This window comes from Azospirillum lipoferum (assembly GCF_024170005.1).
Classification (GTDB): Bacteria; Pseudomonadota; Alphaproteobacteria; order Azospirillales; family Azospirillaceae; genus Azospirillum; species Azospirillum lipoferum.
The window spans coordinates 169,917-189,191 of the sequence record NZ_JALJXJ010000006.1 but is presented as its reverse complement, the minus strand read 5'-3'; the positions used below and the strand labels follow the sequence as shown (position 1 = coordinate 189,191).

General features: G+C 68.7%; 13 protein-coding genes. 10 read left to right on the top strand and 3 right to left on the bottom strand.

The window, feature by feature from the left end:
• Nucleotides 1-1,197 (top strand): mannonate dehydratase, encoded by a 1,197-nt coding sequence (gene uxuA, locus J2848_RS15375; RefSeq protein ID WP_149231899.1) that lies wholly within the window; start codon nt 1-3, stop codon nt 1,195-1,197.
• Nucleotides 1,198-1,215: 18 nt separating this feature from the next.
• Here uxuA and J2848_RS15370 read toward each other — a convergent pair whose 3' ends face one another.
• Nucleotides 1,216-2,700: a sigma-54 interaction domain-containing protein gene (locus J2848_RS15370; protein WP_149231900.1), complete on the bottom strand. Its 1,485-nt coding sequence runs from the start codon at nt 2,698-2,700 to the stop codon at nt 1,216-1,218.
• A gap of 220 nt (nt 2,701-2,920) precedes the next feature.
• Here J2848_RS15370 and J2848_RS15365 point away from each other — a divergent pair, with 220 nt between their 5' ends.
• The 4 genes from J2848_RS15365 to J2848_RS15350 all read left to right on the top strand — a co-directional run bounded on the left by J2848_RS15365 (nt 2,921) and on the right by J2848_RS15350 (nt 7,024).
• Nucleotides 2,921-3,124, top strand: coding sequence for a con-10 family general stress protein (locus tag J2848_RS15365; protein ID WP_211103157.1), 204 nt, complete (start codon nt 2,921-2,923; stop codon nt 3,122-3,124).
• Nucleotides 3,125-3,295: 171 nt separating this feature from the next.
• The gene (locus J2848_RS15360) at nt 3,296-5,125 is read left to right on the top strand and encodes a sensor histidine kinase (RefSeq protein ID WP_149231902.1); all 1,830 of its coding nucleotides are present in this window, start codon (nt 3,296-3,298) and stop codon (nt 5,123-5,125) included.
• Nucleotides 5,126-5,204: 79 nt separating this feature from the next.
• Nucleotides 5,205-5,744 (top strand): TRAP transporter small permease, encoded by a 540-nt coding sequence (locus J2848_RS15355; protein WP_149231903.1) that lies wholly within the window; start codon nt 5,205-5,207, stop codon nt 5,742-5,744.
• Nucleotides 5,741-7,024: a TRAP transporter large permease gene (locus J2848_RS15350; RefSeq protein WP_149231904.1), complete on the top strand. Its 1,284-nt coding sequence runs from the start codon at nt 5,741-5,743 to the stop codon at nt 7,022-7,024. Before J2848_RS15355 ends, J2848_RS15350 begins: the two co-directional genes overlap by 4 nt.
• Before the next feature lie 109 nt (nt 7,025-7,133).
• Here the strand turns inward: J2848_RS15350 and norR are convergent, their stop codons facing one another.
• The gene (gene norR, locus J2848_RS15345; RefSeq protein WP_149231905.1) at nt 7,134-8,759 is read right to left on the bottom strand and encodes a nitric oxide reductase transcriptional regulator NorR; all 1,626 of its coding nucleotides are present in this window, start codon (nt 8,757-8,759) and stop codon (nt 7,134-7,136) included.
• A 134-nt stretch (nt 8,760-8,893) separates the two neighbouring features.
• On the opposite strand from norR, the gene hmpA reads away from it, so the two are divergent.
• The 4 genes from hmpA to J2848_RS15325 all read left to right on the top strand — a co-directional run bounded on the left by hmpA (nt 8,894) and on the right by J2848_RS15325 (nt 14,526).
• Nucleotides 8,894-10,069 (top strand): NO-inducible flavohemoprotein, encoded by a 1,176-nt coding sequence (gene hmpA, locus J2848_RS15340; protein ID WP_149231906.1) that lies wholly within the window; start codon nt 8,894-8,896, stop codon nt 10,067-10,069.
• A 482-nt stretch (nt 10,070-10,551) separates the two neighbouring features.
• Nucleotides 10,552-12,729: a methyl-accepting chemotaxis protein gene (locus J2848_RS15335; protein WP_246193907.1), complete on the top strand. Its 2,178-nt coding sequence runs from the start codon at nt 10,552-10,554 to the stop codon at nt 12,727-12,729.
• A 223-nt stretch (nt 12,730-12,952) separates the two neighbouring features.
• Complete coding sequence (locus J2848_RS15330; protein WP_149231908.1) at nt 12,953-13,873, top strand: MurR/RpiR family transcriptional regulator; 921 nt, start codon at nt 12,953-12,955, stop codon at nt 13,871-13,873.
• Complete coding sequence (locus J2848_RS15325; protein WP_149231909.1) at nt 13,873-14,526, top strand: bifunctional 4-hydroxy-2-oxoglutarate aldolase/2-dehydro-3-deoxy-phosphogluconate aldolase; 654 nt, start codon at nt 13,873-13,875, stop codon at nt 14,524-14,526. The genes J2848_RS15330 and J2848_RS15325 overlap by 1 nt, the downstream gene beginning before the upstream one ends.
• Nucleotides 14,527-14,561: 35 nt before the next feature.
• Here J2848_RS15325 and J2848_RS15320 read toward each other — a convergent pair whose 3' ends face one another.
• Entirely contained in the window at nt 14,562-18,008 is a 3,447-nt protein-coding gene (locus J2848_RS15320; protein WP_246193908.1) for an ATP-binding protein, read from the bottom strand.
• Nucleotides 18,009-18,173: 165 nt separating this feature from the next.
• Between J2848_RS15320 and J2848_RS15315 the strand changes: the two genes are divergently transcribed.
• Nucleotides 18,174-19,253 (top strand): transporter substrate-binding domain-containing protein, encoded by a 1,080-nt coding sequence (locus tag J2848_RS15315; protein WP_149231911.1) that lies wholly within the window; start codon nt 18,174-18,176, stop codon nt 19,251-19,253.
• Nucleotides 19,254-19,275: the final 22 nt, after the last annotated feature.

The window sequence follows — 19,275 nt, the reverse complement described above, 5'->3', positions numbered from 1 at the left end:
ATGGAACAGTCCTGGCGCTGGTTTGGCCCCGAAGACGCCATCAAGCTGAACCACATCCGCCAAGCCGGCGCCACCGGCGTGGTCACCGCCCTGCACCACATCCCCTACGGCGTGGTCTGGTCGGTCGAGGAAATCCAGAAGCGCAAGGCGATGATCGAGTCCGACGAGGAACTCGGCCTCAGCTGGACCGTCACCGAAAGCCTGCCGGTGCATGAGGCGATCAAGATCGGCGAAGGCGACCTGACCGAGCTGTTCGACAATTACCGCCAGTCGATGCGCAACCTCGCCGCCTGCGGCGTGACCACCATCTGCTACAATTTCATGCCGGTGCTGGACTGGACGCGGACGGAGCTGGCAGCGGCGCTGCCGGGCGGCGGCACCTCGCTGCGCTTCAACGCCCATGAGCATGCCGCCTTCGACGTCTACATGCTGGAACGCCCGGGTGCGGAGGAAGACCACTCGCCGGAGGTTCTCGCCAGGGCCAAGGAGTGGTTCGACCGCTCGTCGGAAAGCGACCGGGCCAAGCTGCTGACCAACATCATGGCCGGCCTGCCGGGCGCCTATGACCGCTACGACATCCCCGGCCTGCGCAAGATGATCGCGCGCTTCAACGGCATGACCGCCGACGGCCTGCGCGAGACGCTGGCCCGCTTCCTGCGCGAGGTGATCCCGACGGCGGAAGAGGTCGGCATCCGCATGGCGATCCATCCCGACGACCCGCCCCGCCCGCTGTTCGGCCTGCCGCGCATCGTCAGCACCGAGGACGACCTCGCCCACCTGATCAACGCGGTGAAGTCGCCCAACAACGGGCTGACCTTCTGCACCGGCTCGCTGGGGGCCGGGCAGACCAACGACGTGCCGGCGATGGCCAAGCGCTTCGTCGAGGACATCCACTTCGTCCATCTGCGCAACGTCGCCAAGGATCCGGACGGGTCCTTCGAGGAGGCCGACCATCTCGGCGGCGACGTCGACATGGTGTCGGTCGTCACCACCCTGCTGGAGGAGCAGAAGCGCCGCCAGGACGCCGGCAACGACAACTGGCGCCTGCCCTTCCGCCCCGACCACGGCCACGAGCTGCTGGACGACGTGGGCAAGCCGACCCACCCCGGCTATCCGATGATCGGCCGCCTGCGCGGTCTGGCCGAAATCCGCGGCGTGATGACCGCCGTCGCGGCGATGAGGCAGCTGCCGGTGTGAGTTGGATGCGCGCCGGCCTCACTCGCCGGCGCGCATCCCCAGACGGGCGAGCTTCTTGTAGAAGGCGGCGCGGGAAATGCCGAGCGCCCGTGCCGCTTCCGTCGCCCTGCCACCGCTGGCCGCCAGTGCCCGACCGAGCAGCCCGCGCTCAAACTCGTCGAAGGCCTGGTCATAGTCCGGGAGAGGCTGCTGTTGCGGCTCCACCCGGACCGTGGTGCCGATCGGTACCGGCAAGACCTCAAGCGGTGTGGCCTTACCCAGATCCGGCAACGCCTCCGTAAGGTCGGCGGCGGTCAGACGGCGGTTCTCGGTCAGCAGACAGGCGCGCTCCAGCACGTTGCGCAGCTCGCGCACATTGCCGGGCCAGCGGTGGCGACCCAGCACCTCGACCGCCTCCGGCGTCAGGCCGCGCAGGGGTAGGCCACTGCGGGCGGCAATCTCCTGAAGGATCGATTCCGCGATGGCCTCCAGCCCGCCACCCATCTCCGCCAGGGCCGGCAGGCGGATCGGCAGCACGTTCAGCCGGTAATAGAGATCCGAGCGGAAGCGGCCGTCGCGGATCCGCTGCTCCAGGTCGACATTGGTGGCGGCGATCACCCGCACATCCACCTTCACCGGCCGGTCGGAGCCCAACGGTTCGATCTCCTGCTCCTGCAAGGCGCGCAGCAGCTTGGCCTGAAGCCCCAGCGGCATGTCGCCGATCTCGTCGAGGAACAGGGTGCCGCCGTCGGCGGTCTTGAAGCGGCCTTCCCGGCCGCGGCGGTCCAGCCCGGTGTAGGCGCCCGGCACCGCGCCGAAGAACTCCGCCTCGAGCAGCGTTTCCGGGATCGCCGCCACGTTGACGCCGACGAAGGACCGGCCGCTGCGCGCCGACAGTCCGTGGATCGCCTGGGCGATCAGCTCCTTGCCGGTCCCGGTCTCGCCCAGCAGCAGGATCGGCGCATCGGTGCGGGCGGCCAGCCGTGCCTTGCGCTTGACCTCCAGGCAGACCGGGCTGTCGCCGACATAGCTTTGCAGCGTGTAACGGGGCTGCCGCCCCTCGTCGAGCCGGCGCTTGGTCGCCGCCAGTTCCGCTTCCAGCCGCGACAGCTCGGCCAGAAGGGGCTTCAGCCGGTGCAGGCTGTCATACAGCACGAAGCCGACGGCGCCGATCACCGTGCCCGCATCGTCGGTCAGCGGGAAACGCGTCACCACCAGCCGCTGCGTCCCGAACAACATCAGGTCGAGCAGGATCGGCTGGCCGGTCGCCAGCACCTGACGCATCTGCGAATGGGGGATGATCTCCTCCACCTCGCGGCCGATGGCCTCGGCGGGGTCGGAGATGCCGAGCATGCGGGCATATTTGGCGTTGATCCACACCACCCGCGCGTCGCGGTCGACCGCCACCGTGCCTTCGGACTGGGTTTCCAGCGCCTCGAACAGCGAGGGGATGGCGCGGCTGCGCAACAGCGCCGCGCTGTCGGGCGATGCATCGAGAAAGTGCCCGTCATCCCGATCCGCCACGCCGTCCACCCCCGTCAGTTCCGTCCCGCCCGTTATCGGTCGGCACGGCCGAAACCGCAACCGCGCCGCGAGAGGGCGCTGCCCCCATGGCCGGCATAGCCATTCGTATGACGGCACCTGACAGGCGGACTGTACCGATGGCAGAGCCGGCGCAACCCATCGGGGGCAAGGCTGTTGGGAAGGACGTGGTTGCGTTTTCAACATTATGGGAATCACCAACATGGCGAACCAGAACGAAGGGCGCAGCGCGGGCGGCCAGCATTCCGGCGGCAACTTCAAGAATGATCCGGAACGCGCGTCCGAAGCCGGTAGCAAGGGCGGAAAGTCCTCGGGTGGCAACTTCAAGAACGACCCGGAGCGTGCATCCGAAGCCGGCCAGAAAGGTGGCCAGCACAGCCATGGCGGCCAGGGCAAAAAAGGTTGAGATCTCTACCGGCCGCCCCCCGCGGCCGGTCCAGCCCACTCCGAAAAAGCGCGCCCTTGCGGCGCGCTTTTTCTTTTCGGTTGCAGCCTTGCGCCGGATTGGTCGGAGGGTTCATTGTTCGGCCGCTGCCTTTCCCGTCTTTCCCGAGCGCACCGCAATGACCTCTCCGCGATGAGCCTGCCGTCAGTCCTGCTTCTGGCCGCAGTCGTGGCAACCTTGTGGATCGCGGCGCGCAGCTGGACCCTGCCCGCCTTTCCCGGCCGCACCGATTTCGTACTGATGCAGCTGTCGGCCGCCTGGTGGTCGACAGCTGTCGCCGTCGAGAGCATGGTGCCGGCTCCCGCCGACAAGCTGTTGTGGGCGGAAATGGCCTGGCTGGGCATCGTCTGCACGCCGAGCCTGTGGGCGTTCTTCCTGTGGTCCTACACCAGGGGCGAGTTGCCGGCACGCTGGCGGCTGGTGCTGGTGACGATCGGATTGGCGACCTGGGCCGTGGCCCTGACCAATGATGCCCACCACCTGTTATACACCGCCGTCCACCCGGTCGACGCGGAGCCGGGCGCCGCCCTGGTCTACAGCCACGGACTGCTGTTCTACGCCGTCACCATCTACATCTACGCCTTCATGGTGATGAGCATCGTCGTCACCGCCAGCGGCATCCACCGGGCGATGCCGGCCTACCGCACCCATTACCTGGGTTTTCTGGTGGTAATGGCGGTGCCGTGGGCCGCTAATGCCGGCTATGTCTTCGGCAACCTGACCCTGTTCGACCTCGATCCGACCGCCTTCAGCTTCCTGATGATGGATGGGATCTTTTACTGGCTGATCACCCGGCGGCGCCTGTTCGAACTGTTGCCGGTGGCCCGCGACGCGCTGCTGGACGCGGTGCCGGATCCGGTGCTGGTGCTGGACGGCGACGGCACCGTGGTGGAAGCCAATCCGGCGGCACAGGCGCTCGCCGGCGATCATGCCGCGATCGGGCGACGGCTTGTCGACCTGCCCGGGCTGTCGGCCCTATCCAGCATGGTCGCCGCCATGCCGGCACCAGCACCGGGATCGCTGACGCTGGACTGCGGCGGCTCCCCACGGAGCTTCGAGGTTACCTGGGTGCCGCTGACGGCGGGCGGCGGCAGGCGCGAGGTCGGCTGCCTGCTGATGCTGCGCGACGTGACCCACCGTCACCGGGCCGAGATGCGGTTGGAGGACACCGTCCGGCGCCTCGACCTCGCCCGGCTGGAGGCCGAAGAGCGGCTGGTGGCGGAACAGGAGGCCAAGCGGGCGTTGAACGGCTTCCTGTCGATGGCGGCGCACGAGTTCAAGACCCCGCTCGCCATCATCGACGGCGCCGCCCAGCTTCTTTCGATGGATGCCGAGGTGAAGGCCCCCGGCATGCTGCCGCGACTGGAGAAGATTCGTCGCGCCGTGCGCCGGCAGGTCAATATTCTGGAAACCTGTCTGGCCGACGACCGGTTGAACGACCCTGCCTTCACGCTCCGCCACGACCTGCTGGATCTGCCGGCCCTGTTGCGCGCCGCCGCCTCGGCCCAGGGCGATGCCGCCCCCGGCCGGCGGATCGAACTGGATCTGGCCGCCTGTCCGCAGCGGATGGCGGGGGATGGGCCGATGCTGGAGCTGTGCGTCCACAACCTGCTGAACAATGCGCTGAAATACTCGCCTGCCGGCACGCCGGTACGACTCCGCGCCAGCACGGAGAACGCGGCGGATGGACGATGGCTGGCGCTGTCGGTCGCCGACCAGGGCATCGGCATCCCGGACGGCGAGCGGGAACGGGTGTTCGACCGCTTCTTCCGCGCGTCCAACACCGGGACGGCGGCGGGAAGCGGCGTCGGGCTGAACATGGTCCGCCGCATCGCGGCGCTGCATGGCGGAACGGTGACGGTGGACAGCCGGTTGGGCGAGGGCAGCGTCTTCACCCTGCGGCTCCCTCTGTGTGAAGAAGCGCTCTGCGAAGACGGGATGGCCGGCATGCCGGCGGAGTAATCCGGCCGGGAGATCGTTTCTTGCATTGATTGCCCGGTGAAGGGAATAATCCCGCTCCCTCCATCTGGACCCTGGCAATATGAGCGATCACGACCCCACCGTCGTCCGGCCGGTGCCGAAACCCCGCGTCCCACTGGGCATCGAAGAGGTGCTGGTCGCCGTCACCATGGCGGTGGTGGCCCTGATCACCTTCGCCAACGTCGTGGTGCGCTACCTGACCGACGTCTCCTTTGCCTTCACCGAGGAATATTCGATCGCGCTGATGGTGATCCTGACCTTCCTCGGCGCCTCGGCCGCGGTGGTGAAGGACCGCCACATCCGCATCACCTTCGTCACCGACAAGATGTCGCCGGCCAACCGCCGCCGGGCGGAACAGTTCGCCATGGCCTGCGTCGCGCTGATGTACGGGCTGCTGGTGGTCTACGGCACCTGGGCGACCTGGGACGATTACCGGTTCGAGGTGACCTCGCCGGCTCTGGGGCTGCCGCAGTGGATCTATACGGTCTGGCTGCCGGTTCTGTCGCTGGTGGTGCTGGCCCGGGCGGTCGGCCGCATGATCCGCATCCACAAGGGCACCGAGCCGCTGGAAACCGGGCATCTGCCGGAGGGCGAGCCGTGATCACCACCCTGCTTTTCGGCTCCTTTCTGGTGATGATGGTGTTGGGGGTGCCGATCGCCGCCGCCCTGGGGCTGGCCGGCACCGCCGCCATCGCCTTCGCCCATCTCGGCGTCATTTCGGTCCCGACCAGCGTCTATACCGGCATCGCCAAGTACCCGCTGCTGACCATCCCGATGTTCGTGCTGGCCGGCACCATCTTCGACCGCTCGGGCGTGGCACAGAAGCTGGTGCGTTTCGCCACCGCCATCGTCGGCCAGGGCAAGGGCGCGCTGGCCGTCATCGCCGTGGTGGTGGCGATGATGATGGGCGGCATTTCGGGCTCGGGTCCCGCCATCGCCGCCGCGGTCTGCGGCGTCATGGCGCCCAGCATGATCCGCGCCGGCTATCCCCGCCCCTACATCGCCAGCGTCATCGCCGCGGCGGCGGCCACCGACATCCTGATCCCGCCGTCGGTGGCGCTGATCATCTACAGCGTGCTTGTCCCGGCCGCCCCGACCACCTCGATGTTCGCCGCCGGCATCATTCCGGGCACGCTGGCCGGGTTGGCTCTGATCATTCCGGTCTTCTGGCTGGCGCGGAAACACAATCTGGGCGCCAAGCTGTCGCACGAACCGCGCCCGCCCTTCTGGCGCAGCCTGTGGGACGCGTCGCTCGGCCTGTTCGCCAAGGTCATCATCCTGGGCGGCCTGCGTCTCGGCATCTTCACTCCGACGGAGGCGGCGGTGATCGCGGTCGCCTACGGCCTGCTGCTGGGCATGGTGGTCTACCGAACCATCCGCTTCCGCGACCTCTATTCCATGCTGGTCGAGGCGGCGGAGATTTCCGCCATCATCCTGACGGTGATCGCGCTTGCCAGCGTGTTCGGCTGGGCATTGAGCACCCTGTCGGTGATCGACCCCATCGCCGACGCCATCATCCATTCCGGCCTCGGCGAGCATGGCGTGATGGCGCTGCTGGTGGTGCTGCTGACCGTCGTCGGCACCTTCCTGGACGGCATCTCGATCTTCATCATCCTGCTGCCGCTGCTGATTCCCATCGCCCAGGCCTACAACTGGGACCTGACCTGGTTCGGCGTCATCCTGACCCTGATGATCGCCGTCGGCCAGTTCACCCCGCCGATGGCCGTCAACCTGATGGTCGCCTGCCGCATGACCGGCTGCACGATGGAAAGCACCCTGCGCTGGGTGATGTGGCCGCTGGTCACCATGCTGCTGGTGGTGGTCGCGGTGATCGTCTGGCCGGATCTGGCGCTGTGGATGCCGCGGCAGATGGGGTTCTAAAGGAGGTGGGCGCGGAAGGCCAGCCGGCGGACGGCGCACCAGCCGCCGTGCCCCGCCGGCTGGAAGACCATCGCGTCGATGTCCGCGCGCCAGGACAGCCTCTCTGCCGTCATTCCCGCAACCCCAGCCGGCGGGCGAGGCGGAACAGGTTGCTGCGGTCGAGCCCGAGCGCCCGTGCCACCTGCGCCCAGTTGCCGTCATGGCGGGCCAGATGCTCGCGGATCATCCGGCGCTCCAGATCCTCCACCGCATCACGCAGCGGAAGTTCCGGCAGGTCGGGCGCTGCCTGCGGCGCCATCGAGCGGGGCTGCTGCACGGTCGCCGTTATCGTCACGGCACTCCCTTCCCCCCCCTCCAGCCCCAGATCGGCCAAACCCAGATCGGCCGGGGTCAGGGTCAGCACGCCGCCATCCGGCGGGCGGGCGACGCGGGCACGGATGGCGCCGCGGCCGATGGCGTGCTCCAACTCACGCACATTCCCGGGCCAGGGATAGGCCAGCATGCGCCGCTCCGCCGCCGCCGACAGGCGCAGGTTGCGCAGGCCGAGCCGCGCCCGGTTGCGCTCCAGGAACAGGCCGGCCAGCCGCAGGATGTCGGTGCCGCGGTCGCGCAGCGGCGGCACCCGCAGCGGATAGACGCTGAGCCGGTGATAGACGTCGGCGCGGAAGCGGCCCTCCCGCACCTCCGCCGCCAGATCGCGGTTGGTGGCGGCGATCACCCGCACGTCGACGGTGATGTGGCGGTCGGAGCCGACGCGCTGGATCTCGCCGTTCTGCAAGGCCCGCAGCATCTTCGCCTGTGCCGCCAGCGGCAGCTCGCCGACCTCGTCCAGGAACAGGGTGCCGCCGTCGGCCAGCTCGAACTTGCCGCGCCGGTCGGCGACCGCGCCGGAAAAGGCGCCGCGCACATGGCCGAACAGTTCGCTTTCCACCAGCGCGTCAGGCAACGCGGCGCAGTTGACATGGACCAGCGGCCCGGCGGCGCGGGGAGAGCGGGCGTGCAGCCGTCGCGCCACCAACTCCTTGCCCACCCCTGTTTCGCCCAGCACCAGCACGACGAGGTCGCTGGCCGCCACCGTGTCGATCTCCGTCAGAAGACTCGCCATCGGCGGACTGGCGCCGACGGGATCGAAGCCCAGACCCTGCGGCTGGTCGTCGAGGATCCGCAAGCCCGCCCCGCCATCGCCGGTCAGGGCGGCACGCCGCTCCACTGCGGCGGCAAGATCGGCGGCCAGCCGCGCCCAGTCGGCAATCGCCTCCTCCCAGCCGTCGAAGCGCCCCTCGTTCAGCGCGTCCAGGGTCAGCATGCCCCAAGGCCGCCCGTCGACGGTCAGCGACGCCCCGACGCAGTCATGCACATGCAGCCGCTGGCGCAGGTCGGGGATCAGCCCGTCATAGGGATCGGGAAGCTCGCAGCCGGCGGGGAAGCGCAACGGTCCGCCCTCCACCTCGGCGATCGCCTTCAGGCGAGGATGTTCGTTCAGTTCGAAACGCCGGCCCAACGTGTCGGGACTGAGCCCGCGGGTGGCGAGCGGCACCAGCAGCCCTTCCCCTGCTTGCCCGATTCCGGCCCGAGCGTCCCGGCGCAGCAGCGCGCAGGCGTCGCAGGGCAGATGGCGGGCCATCAGGTCGAGCAGCAACGGCCACAGCCGCGCCGGATCGTCCAGCGCCCGTAACAGGGCTCCGACCTTTTCCAGCGGGAGCGCCGATGTCGAAATGACCGCTTCGTTGTCCATCCGACATCGTAGCATCCGTGGTCGCTTTGACAACACTTCGTCCACGTGGGGCGGAATTCCAGGCTGCGTCGCTTTGGCACAGGGTTTGCCACTCCATTGCGACATCGTGACGCGCAAAAGGATTGCCCCCACCCATGCTGACGCCTGCCCAGATCGCCGTCATCAAGGCCACCGCCCCCGTCGTCGCCGCCAACGCCAACAAGATCACCGGCACCTTCTATCCGCTGATGTTCGAGCGCTTCCCCGAGGTGCGCGCCGTCTTCAACCAGAGCCACCAGCGCAGCAGCGCCCAGCCGGAGGCCCTGGCCAACGCCATCATCGCCTATGCCTCCAACATCGACCGGCTTGAGGTTCTGGGCCCGGCGGTCGAAGGCATCGTGCAGAAGCACGTCTCGCTGAACATCACCCCCGACCAGTACAAGATCGTCGGCACCTGCCTGATGGAAGCCATCGGCAAGGTGCTGGGCGACGCGGTGACCACCGAGGTCGCCGACGCCTGGGGTGCGGCCTATTGGCAGCTGGCCGACCTGCTGATCGCAGCGGAAGAGAAGGAATATGCCCGCAAGGCGGCGCTGACCGGCGGCTGGCGCGGCGCCCGCCGCTTCCGGATCGTCGAGAAAACTCCGGAGAGCGCCGTCATCACCTCCTTCCGGCTGGCGCCGGTCGATGGCGGAAAGGTGATGGACTTCCATCCCGGCCAGTATCTCGGCCTGCGCCTGAGCATCGACGGCGAGACCGTGCACCGCAACTACAGCCTGTCGGCCTCGCCCAACGGCAAGGACTACCGCATTTCGGTGAAGCGGGAGCCGCAGGGGCTGGTCTCCGGCTTCCTGCACGACCGCGTGCAGGTCGGCGACGAAATCGACGCCTATCCGCCCGCCGGCGAGTTCGTGCTGCGCGAGGGCGCCGGTCCGCTGTTGCTGATCACCGGCGGCGTCGGCCAGACCCCCGCCCTGCCGCTGGCCGAACAGGCGCTGGCCGCCGGCCGCAAGGTCATCTATGTCCATGCCGCACTCAACGGCTCGGTCCACGCCTTCCGTCGGCAGATCGACCAGTTGGCCTCCCTGCATGAGACGCTGAAACCGGTCTACTGCTATGCCGACCCGCAGCCGGGCGACACGCCGCACATGATCGGCCTGCTCGATGAGGAGCGGTTGGGCAAGCTGCTGCCGAAGGAACCGGGTGTCGCCGCCTATGTCGTCGGTCCGAAGCCCTTCATGGCCGCGGTCGTCAAGGCGCTGACCGCGCTGGGCCTGCCGGAGTCGGCCATCGTGCACGAGTTCTTCGGCCCGCGCGAAGCACTTGCCTGACGCGGCGCCGAAGCCATTTTGCCTCCAACTGAACGGGCTGGCCTTTTCTGCAAGGCCAGCCCTTTTTTGTCGATCTGCCGATATGCGCCGCGCCTGCCTCCGTCGGTTGTGAATAAAACTGTTATATCACCAACTTTATATATGCCGACGACTGGCGTAGATCGCCATTCCGACTTGCGCCCACCAGGGCATGCGCGCTTTTAGTGAAATTGTTACAGGGCATGGGCGCCTGTCCATTGCGTTGCGGCATGTTTCGTAGGCTGCCACGGAAGAATCGTGGATTCTCCTTATTTCTTTCTTAGTGAATTTGGCGCTTTCCTAGTCGTGGAACGGTCGAATTATTTACAATTGTACCTTTCCTGTGACATCGGCGACGCCGGCACAGGGCGGGACGCGATGAAACGATGGTGCGGCGAGAGCCGGAATGGCCGGCCGCAATGGCCTGTGGAGAGCCGGTGTCCGAGCACCGGGGGGAGGACGGGATGTCGAAGGATAGCCAGATCATGACGCGCCAGAATGCACACGCCGGGGGTGCCGCCTGGTATTCCGGCCTGCGCGCCAAGCTGATGATCGCCATCGGCGTGGTGCTGTCCGGCACGCTGGTCGCCGCCGCGGTCGCGCTGATCGGCTATGCGAACGTGCGCACGACCATCGACGCCATCGTCGGCGAAGCGGTGCCGGCGATGACCGAAGGCATGGCGGTGGCGCAGCAGGCCGAACGGCTGGTGGCGCTGGCCCCGGCCCTGACCTCCGCCGACACCGCCGCCGCGCGCGAGGCGGTCTCCGCCCGAATCGCCGCCGCGAAGGAGGAGTTCAATGCGCGTCTGACCCGGCTCAGGGCCAGCGGTTCCGCCGGGACTCAGCTCGCCGCCATCGAAGAGGCATCGAAGGGGCTGCTCGACAATCTCACGCAACTCGACCAGGCCGCTGCCGAACGGGTGGCGCTCGCCGCCGAACGCACGGCGACCATGCCGAAGGTGATGGCGGCCGAGACTGAAATCCAGAAATTCGCCGCGCCCTGGAACTCCGTCCTGAACAATGACGAGGAACAGGCCCGCTCCACCCTGGCGGAGCCGGATGCGGATGCCACCGCCATGCGCGAGGCGGCGGCCACCCTGACCCAGGTGATGACGCAGAAGAAGCCACTGGTCTCCGTCACGACCGAGGCCGCCAACATCCGCAACATGCTGATGGAGGCGGCGACCACCCGGGACGAGCAGCGGCTGGCGATCATCGAAACCCGGATCGGCGTGTCGCTGGCCGGCCTCAGCGCCAACGCCCAGGGGCTGCCGGAACGTCTGGCCGCCGTCGCGACCAAGCAGGCGGAACTGCTGACCGGCTTCGGCACGGGCGACACGTCGCTGGTCACCCTGCGCCAGAAGGAGCTGGCGATCGAAGGCTATTTCACCCAGCTGCTGGAAAGCAACCACGCCCTGACCACCACGCTGGCCAAGAGCATCGCCACCCTGGTCGAAGGCCAGAAGAGCAGCATCGCCGAAGCCAGCGCCGCCACGGGCCGCATGCTCGACAACAGCCGCATGACGCAGATCGCCGTCGCAGGCGTCAGCATCCTGGTCTCGATCCTGGTGGTCTGGCTCTATATCGGCCGGATCGTCATCCGCCGGATGATGACGCTCAAGACCGGCATGGGCCGCATCGCCGCCGGCGATCTGGATGCCGAAATCGCGCTGAACGGTCAGGACGAGATCGCGGAGATGGGGGCTGCACTGCTGGTCTTCCGCGACACCGCACGCGAGGTGGAGACCGCCCGCACCGCCGCCGAGGCCGAACGCCAGCGGGCCGCCGGCGAACGCCGCCAGACCATGCTGTCGCTGGCCGACCAGTTCGAGAACGGCGTGAAGACGGTGGTGGAGACGGTTTCCGCCGCCGCCACCCAGATGCACCAGACCGCCGCCGGCATGGTGGCGACCGCCGACGATACCTCCCGCCGGGCCGGCAACGCCGCCGAGGCGGCGGAGACGGCGTCGGTCAATGTCGACGGTGCCGCATCGGCCGCGCATGAGCTGTCGCAGTCGATCAGCGAGATCGCCCGGCAGGTGACGGAATCGGCGACCATCGCCGCCAAGGCGGCGAGCGAAGCCGACCGCACCGACAGCACCATGCGGGACCTGAACGAGGCTGCCAGCCGCATCGGCGCCGTGCTCGACCTGATCTCCGACATCGCCGGCCAGACCAACCTGCTGGCACTCAACGCGACCATCGAGGCGGCCCGGGCCGGAGAGGCCGGCAAGGGCTTCGCCGTGGTGGCGCAGGAGGTCAAGCAGCTGGCCAGCCAGACGGCCAAGGCCACCGACCAGATCGCCGGCCAGATCGGCGCCATGCAGCAGGCGACCGGCGAGGCGGTGAACGCCATCCGCAGCATCGGCCAGACCATCGCCCGCCTGAACGACATCGCCGCCAGCATCGCCGCGGCGGTGGAGGAACAGGGCGCCGCCACCTCGGAAATCGCCCGCAACGTCCAGCAGGCGGCGGGCGGCACCGCCCAGGCCTCCCAGAACATCGGACAGGTCCGCACCGCCGCCGGCCAGACCGGCCAGTCGGCCCAGGAAGTCCTGTCGGTCGCCCAGGAGGTCTCGACCCAGACCGGACGTCTCCAGCAGCAGATCGACCGCTTCCTCAGTCAGGTACGGTCGGCCTGACCCATCAGAAAGCCCCTCTCCCCGGAGAGGGGCTTTTCATTTGGTCCCCCGGAACCATCATCCGGCATTGGGCCTGGCATTGGCTGCCCGCCCCTCAAACGTCCAGCCGGAAAGTAAAGGGGTGCGCAAACGAATTGTAGCTTTGCTTCACAGGCAGGTCGACAGAATGACGCGTCTGTAGTAAAACTACAATCGTTCCTCGGCAGCCACGCTGGCCACTCCAATGCTGGACACCATCGCCTCCTCCCTCGACAGCCTGCGCCGCGCGGAAGCCGCGGTGGCGCGCAGCGTGCTGGCCGATCCGGGGGCCGCGGTGCGCGACAGCCTGGCCCAGCTGGCCGGCAAGGCGGGGGTCAGCGAACCCTCCGTCCTGCGCTTCTGCCGCTCCGCCGGCTTCGGCGGCTTCCAGGAATTCAAGATCGCGCTGGCCCAGCATCTGGCAGCGTCCGCCGTGCGGGAGGAGGTCGGCGACCGCCCGACCCCGCTGGTGCGCGACCTCTCTCCCGGCGACAGCGTCGCCAGTGCGGCGGAGAAGGTGCTGAACCGCTCGATCGACGCGCTGGTCCGCCTGCGCAGCCGGCTGGACGGCATGGCGCTGGAAAAGGCGGCCGGGGTGCTGGCGCAGGCGCGGCGGGTGCAGATCGTCGGCGTCGGCGCATCGGGAACCGTGGCGCTGGATGCCCATCACAAGCTGTTCCGCCTGCTGCCGCAGGTCACCGCCAGCACCGATGCCCATCTCCAGGCGATGGCGGCGGCGACGCTCGGCCCCGGCGACGCGCTGCTGGCGATCTCCAAGACCGGCACCAGCGACGAAATCTTCGACGTCGCCGCCATCGCCCGCGACGGCGGGGCGACGGTGATCGCCATCACCGCGTCGGCAACGCCGCTGGCCGAACGCGCCGACATCCGCCTGACCGTCGATGTGGACGAGGACACCGCCGTCCATACCCCGATGGCCTCGCGGCTGGCGCAGCTGGCGCTGATCGACGTGCTGACCGTCGCGGTCGGCCTGCAGTCCCCGCCCGGCCTCGACCGCCGTCTGGCCCGCATCAAGGCCGTGCTGGCCGGGCACCATCGCGTGCCGGAACGACCGGCTTCCCCATCAAAATCCACCGTCACCCAGAAGACCTCCGAGGAATCCTGATGTCCACCTCCCAGAACCCCGTCGAAATCCTGGATCAGCTCGTCGCTTACGGCGTCGTCCCGGTCATCCGCAACAGCTCCGCCGATCTGGCACGCACCGCCGTGACCTGGCTGCGCGAGGCCGGTTACGGCACCTTCGAGATCACCATGACCACCCCCGGCGCCGTCGGCCTGATCGAGGAACTCTCGGCGGAGGGCGGCGCCCTGATCGGCGCCGGCACCGTCCTGACCCCGGCCGCCGTCGCCGACGTCGTCAAGGCCGGCGCCAAGTACGTCGTGTCGCCCTGTGTCGTGCCGAAGGTGGCCGCCGCCTGCCGCGACCATGGCGTGGCCTGCCTGATGGGTGCCCTGACCCCGACCGAGGTGCATGCCGCCATCTCCGCCGGTGCCGACGCCATCAAGATCTTCCCGGCCTCCACCGTCGGCCCGGCCCACATCAAGGCGCTGAAGTCGGTGTTCCCCGGCGTCCGCTTCGTCCCCACCGGCGGCATCGACGCCACCACCGTGGCGTCCTATGTCGCGGCCGGTGTCGCCTGCGTCGGCGCCGGCGGCAAGCTGGTCGATGAAACCCTGGTCAAGAAGGGCGACCGCGAGGGCATCCTCGCCGCCGGCCGCCAGCTGATGGAAGCCTATCGCGCCGCCAAGGGGGCGTGAGCAGCGTGGCATGAGGCGGGAGTTCAACCCCCGCCTCAAACCCCCTCCAGCACTTCCCTCACCGCATCCATCGCCGCAAGGCCGCGGCTGAAGGCCGACTCCGCGGTGGCGGCAAGCTCCTGCGCCTCCGCCCGGCGGCCTTCGCGCATCCCGTCTTCCACCGCGCGCATCAGGCCGACGAAAGCGGTCAGGCCGAAATGGCTGGCAGCGCCGGCAAGCCTGTGGGCGATGTCCTCGATCTCGTCGTCGGGGGTGTCGGCGGCGGTCAGTCGGGGCAGCCCCTCCTGCGCCGACTCCAGCAGCAGGCCACGGATGGTGCCGAAGCGGGCGGGCCCCAGGGAGCGGATGTAGCGCTCCAGAATCTCCTCGTTCACATCGTCCTCGACCACCGGCGGACGGGCGGGCGTTTCCGCCGGATCCATCACGACCGCCGCATCCTCGTCGTCATCGGATCGCGAGGCGACGGCGTTCGACAGCAGGTGCATCAGCCGTTCGGGGAAGATCGGTTTTTCGATCACCGCGTCGATGCCGGCGGCGATGTAGCGGGCGCGGTCGGCGGCGAAGACGTTGGCGGTCACCGCGACGATGGGCACCGCCGCGCGGTCGGCATCCTCCAGGGCGCGGATGCGGCGCGCCACCTCCGGACCGTCGATGTCGGGCAGGCGGATGTCCAGCAGGATGGCGTCGAAGCGCCGCCGGGTCGCCAGCTCCAGCGCCTTTTCGCCGGTCTCCGCCACGGTGATGCGGTGGCCGGCGTCGGACAGCAGGCCCAGCGCCACCTCCCGGTTGATCGCATCATCCTCCACCAGCAGCAGGGCCAGCGAGCGCACCCGGCTGATCGGCAGCAGCCGGCCGGGCCGGGTAGGAAGCGCCGGCTCGACCACCCGCTGCAACGGGATGGTGACGGTGAAGACGCTGCCCAGCCCCTCCGCGCTGTCGAGGCGGATGCTGCCCTGCATGGCATCCAGCAGGTGGCGGACGATGGCCAGCCCCAGCCCGCTGCCGCCGAAGCGCCGGGCGATGCTGGGATCGGCCTGCTCCAGCTTCTCGAAGATGGCGGCGCGGCGGTCCGCCGGCACGCCGATGCCGGTGTCGCGCACCGCCAGACGCAGCATCTCTCCGGACCCGGAACGTTCCGGAGCCGGTTCGATGTCGACGCGGAGGTCGACCCCGCCACGCTCGGTGAACTTCACCGCATTGCCGACGAGGTTCACCAGGATCTGGCGCAGCCGCTGACGGTCGACCACCACCTGATCCGGCACCTGCGGCGCGATCTCGAGATCGAGGTCGATCCCCTTCTCGTTCGCCAGTCCTTCCACTGTCGCAACGACCTCCTCCAGCACCGGCAGCAGGGCGCAGGGCGCAGGGTCGAGATCGAGCTTGCCGTCCTCGATCTTGCGCAGATCGAGAATGTCGTTGACCTGATCGAGCAGCCCATGGCCGCAACGCATGATCGACATGGCATAGCGCCGCTCGCCGGCATGCAGCTGCCCGGTCAACAGCAGCCGGCACAGGCCGAGGATGCCGTTCAGCGGCGTGCGCATCTCGTGGCTGACGGTGGCGAGGAATTCGGTCTTGGCGGCGTCGGCGCGTTCCGCCCGCTCCTTGGCCAGCCGCAACTCCTCGCGCGCCCGGCGCGAGGCGGTGATGTCGTTGGCGACGCAGATGATGCGGCAGCGCCCATCGCCCGACCATTCGAAGGGATGGCGCTGCAAGGCGAAGACGGTGTTCTCGCCGTTGCGCGGAAGCACCAGCTCCTCCACCCCCAGCGAGCGCATCGAACCGGGATCGCCGCCGGCAAGCGCCCGCCCGGTCTCCGGTCCCAGCACCTCGGTCAGCGTGCGGTCCCCGATATCGGCACGGCGGGTGCCGAAGCAGTCCTCCGCCGCCCGGTTCCACAGCAGGACGCGGCCGCTGTCGCCGTCCAGCACGTAAAGCACGCTCGGCACATTGTCGATCACCGCGTCCAGGAAGGCCTGGGTCCGGCGCAACAGTTCCTCCGCCTCGCGGCGGCGGGTGATGTCGACCACCGAACTGAGCAGCACCTCCTCCCCCTGGAATTCGAAGGCGATGCCGGACAGCAGGCCCCACAGCCGGCGGCCGGTGCGGGTCACCAGCTCCGTCTCGACATCGAGGGCGAGGCCGCTGGTGAAGACGTCGCGGACGAACTCGTCGCGCACCTGGGGGACGGACCAGACGCTGGCGGCGGGACGGCCCAGCAGTTCGCCGGCCTCGTCGACCTCGAACAGATCGGCGGCACGGCGGTTGACGAAGCGGATCTGGCCGTCGGCACGGCCGGAAATCACCAGCGGGACCGGGGCCACTTCCAGCACCGTGCGCAGCCATTGTTCGTTGCGGCGGAGCGCCTCGCTCTTGTCCTCGGTCTCCTGGATGTAGAAGCGCAGCGCGCGGGCAAGCTGGCCGATCTCGTCGGTGCCGGTCACCGGCACCTCGGCCCGGCCGCCGCCGGTGCGGTCGCGGATCGCCTCGCTGACCGCCCACAGCCGGGCCAGCACCTTGCGCCGCACATACAGCACCGACAGCACCATCCCCAGCACCACCACGCCGACCGAGGCGAAGAACAGGCGGGTGTAGGTGGTCGACACCTCGATGACCTGCTGGCGGCTTTCCTCCGCCGCCTTGGTCTGTTCGACGAAGATGCCGGTGTTGAGCCCGGTGTTGATCAGCGACACCTGATTGGCGCGGTCGACCAGTCCGTTCAGCATCTCCGACGCCTGCAACTCGGCCTGCCGCTGGCGGAAGACCGAACGGTCGCCCTCGACCACCGACCGCATGCTCTCGGCCAGCCGGGCGAGCCGCTCCGACACGTCTCCACCCAACGGAATGGAGCCGTCCAGCACCGCCAACTGCGCCGCGGCGCTGTCGGCCAAGCGGGTCAGCGCGAAGCTGTTCTCCGCCTGATGGACCGAGGCGATCAGGAACAGCAGCCGCTCCGCCATCGCCAGCCAGCGCTGCACGTCGGCATCCTCCACCCCGCGCAGCGCCGGTTCGGCCAGGGCGTCGGCCATGCGCCGGACATCGCGGTTGCGGTCGGCCAGGGCGCGGCGTGCCGTGATGCGGGCGGTCACGCCGCGGTCGATGGCGTCACGCAGCCGCAGGATCTCATCGCGCTGCAATTTCAGACCGGCGATCCGCTGCGCCTGCCGGCCATCGGACGAGACCATCTCCGCCAGCAACCGGTCATAGCCGTCCAACTGGTCGGCCAGCCCCTGCTTGATCGTTTCGCGTCCGAAATTCTCCTGCGACAGAGCCAGTTGTTCCAGGGTCCGCATGATCCGCTGATGCTGGCGCTCCAGCTTTGCAGAGGCGACGACCGCCGGGAACTGTTCCGACGTGACCTTGGTGATGCCGGCATGCAGCCCGTCGAAGGCGATGTAGGCACCAAGCCCGATCAGGAAAGCGACCAGCCCGTTGAAAGCGAGCGCGCCGAACAGCCGCGCACCAACACCGATCCTGGCCACACCGGCCTTATCTGGTGCCTTATCCGTGGCCTTACCCGGTTCGGACCCGCCAGACCCCGCCTTGCTGTCGCCCGCCATTCCCGTCCCTGCTTAATCGGCCGCGCATCGTTTGCGTGACGGCGCCGGCAGCGTATCATAGCCCGGCCGTCGGATAAGGGGAGAAGGATGGGGGTGAAGCCTGTTGCCGTCGCGGTCGGCCTGCTGCTGGCGCTTCATCCGTTGCTGTCGGCCGGAAACGCCATGGCGCAGGCGGAAATCGCCACCGCACGCAGCAGCGACCGGGGCGACCGCCCGGTCCTGGCAGAGATCGAGCGGCGCGGAGTCGTGCGCTGCGGCGTGTCCTTCAATCCCGGCTTCGCCGCCAATGACGACGGCGGCCGGCCGGTCGGCTTCATGGTCGACCTGTGCCGGGCGCTGGCCGCCGCGGTGCTGGGCAAGGCCGACGCCATCGAGATCCGCCGGCTGTCCAAGCCACAGGAATTCGCCGCCGTCGCCGCCGGCGAGGTCGACGTCTCCTTCGCCCAGACGTCCTGGACGCTGACGCGCGACGCCACCTATGCCGTCGATTTCGGCCCGCCGATCTTCTACGACGTGCAGGGGATCGCCGCATGGCGGCAGCCCGACGGCCGGTCGGCGCTGGACGGAGAGCTGACGGTCTGCGTGCCGGCCGGCACCACCACCCAGGCCGAGTTGGAAACCCTGATCGCCAGCGGCAAGCGGCCATGGAAGGTGCGCAGTTTTCCCGGCTGGCCCGACACCCTGGAGGCCTTTCTCAGCCGCGACTGCGCTGCGGTCAGTGCCGACCGCGCGCTGCTGACCACGGCCCTGCATATGCTGGGCGCACCGCAGGACGCGCTGGAGATCGCCGACACGCCGTCGTCCCTGGCCTCGCGCGAGCCGCTGGCCCCGCTGACGCCGAACGGCGACCGCAACTGGATGGCGGCGGTGCGCTGGACCATGTTCGCCTTGTTCCTGACCGACGATGCCGGAGTGTCCGGTGCCAACGCCAATTTCCAGCGCATCACCGGCAGCAGCGAGATGCGCCGCCTGCTCTCCGGCCTGCCGGAGGTGGCGGCGAAAGCCGGCCTGCGCCCGGACTGGGCCTATCAGGCGGTGGTGCAGGTCGGCAATTACGGCGAGATCTTCGAGCGCAATCTCGGGAACCGGTCGCCCTTCAAGCTGGAGCGCGGCTTGAACCGGCCCTGGACACAGGGTGGGTTGCTCTACGCCCCTGTATTTCAGTAACGCGTCTTCCGACAACGCGCGG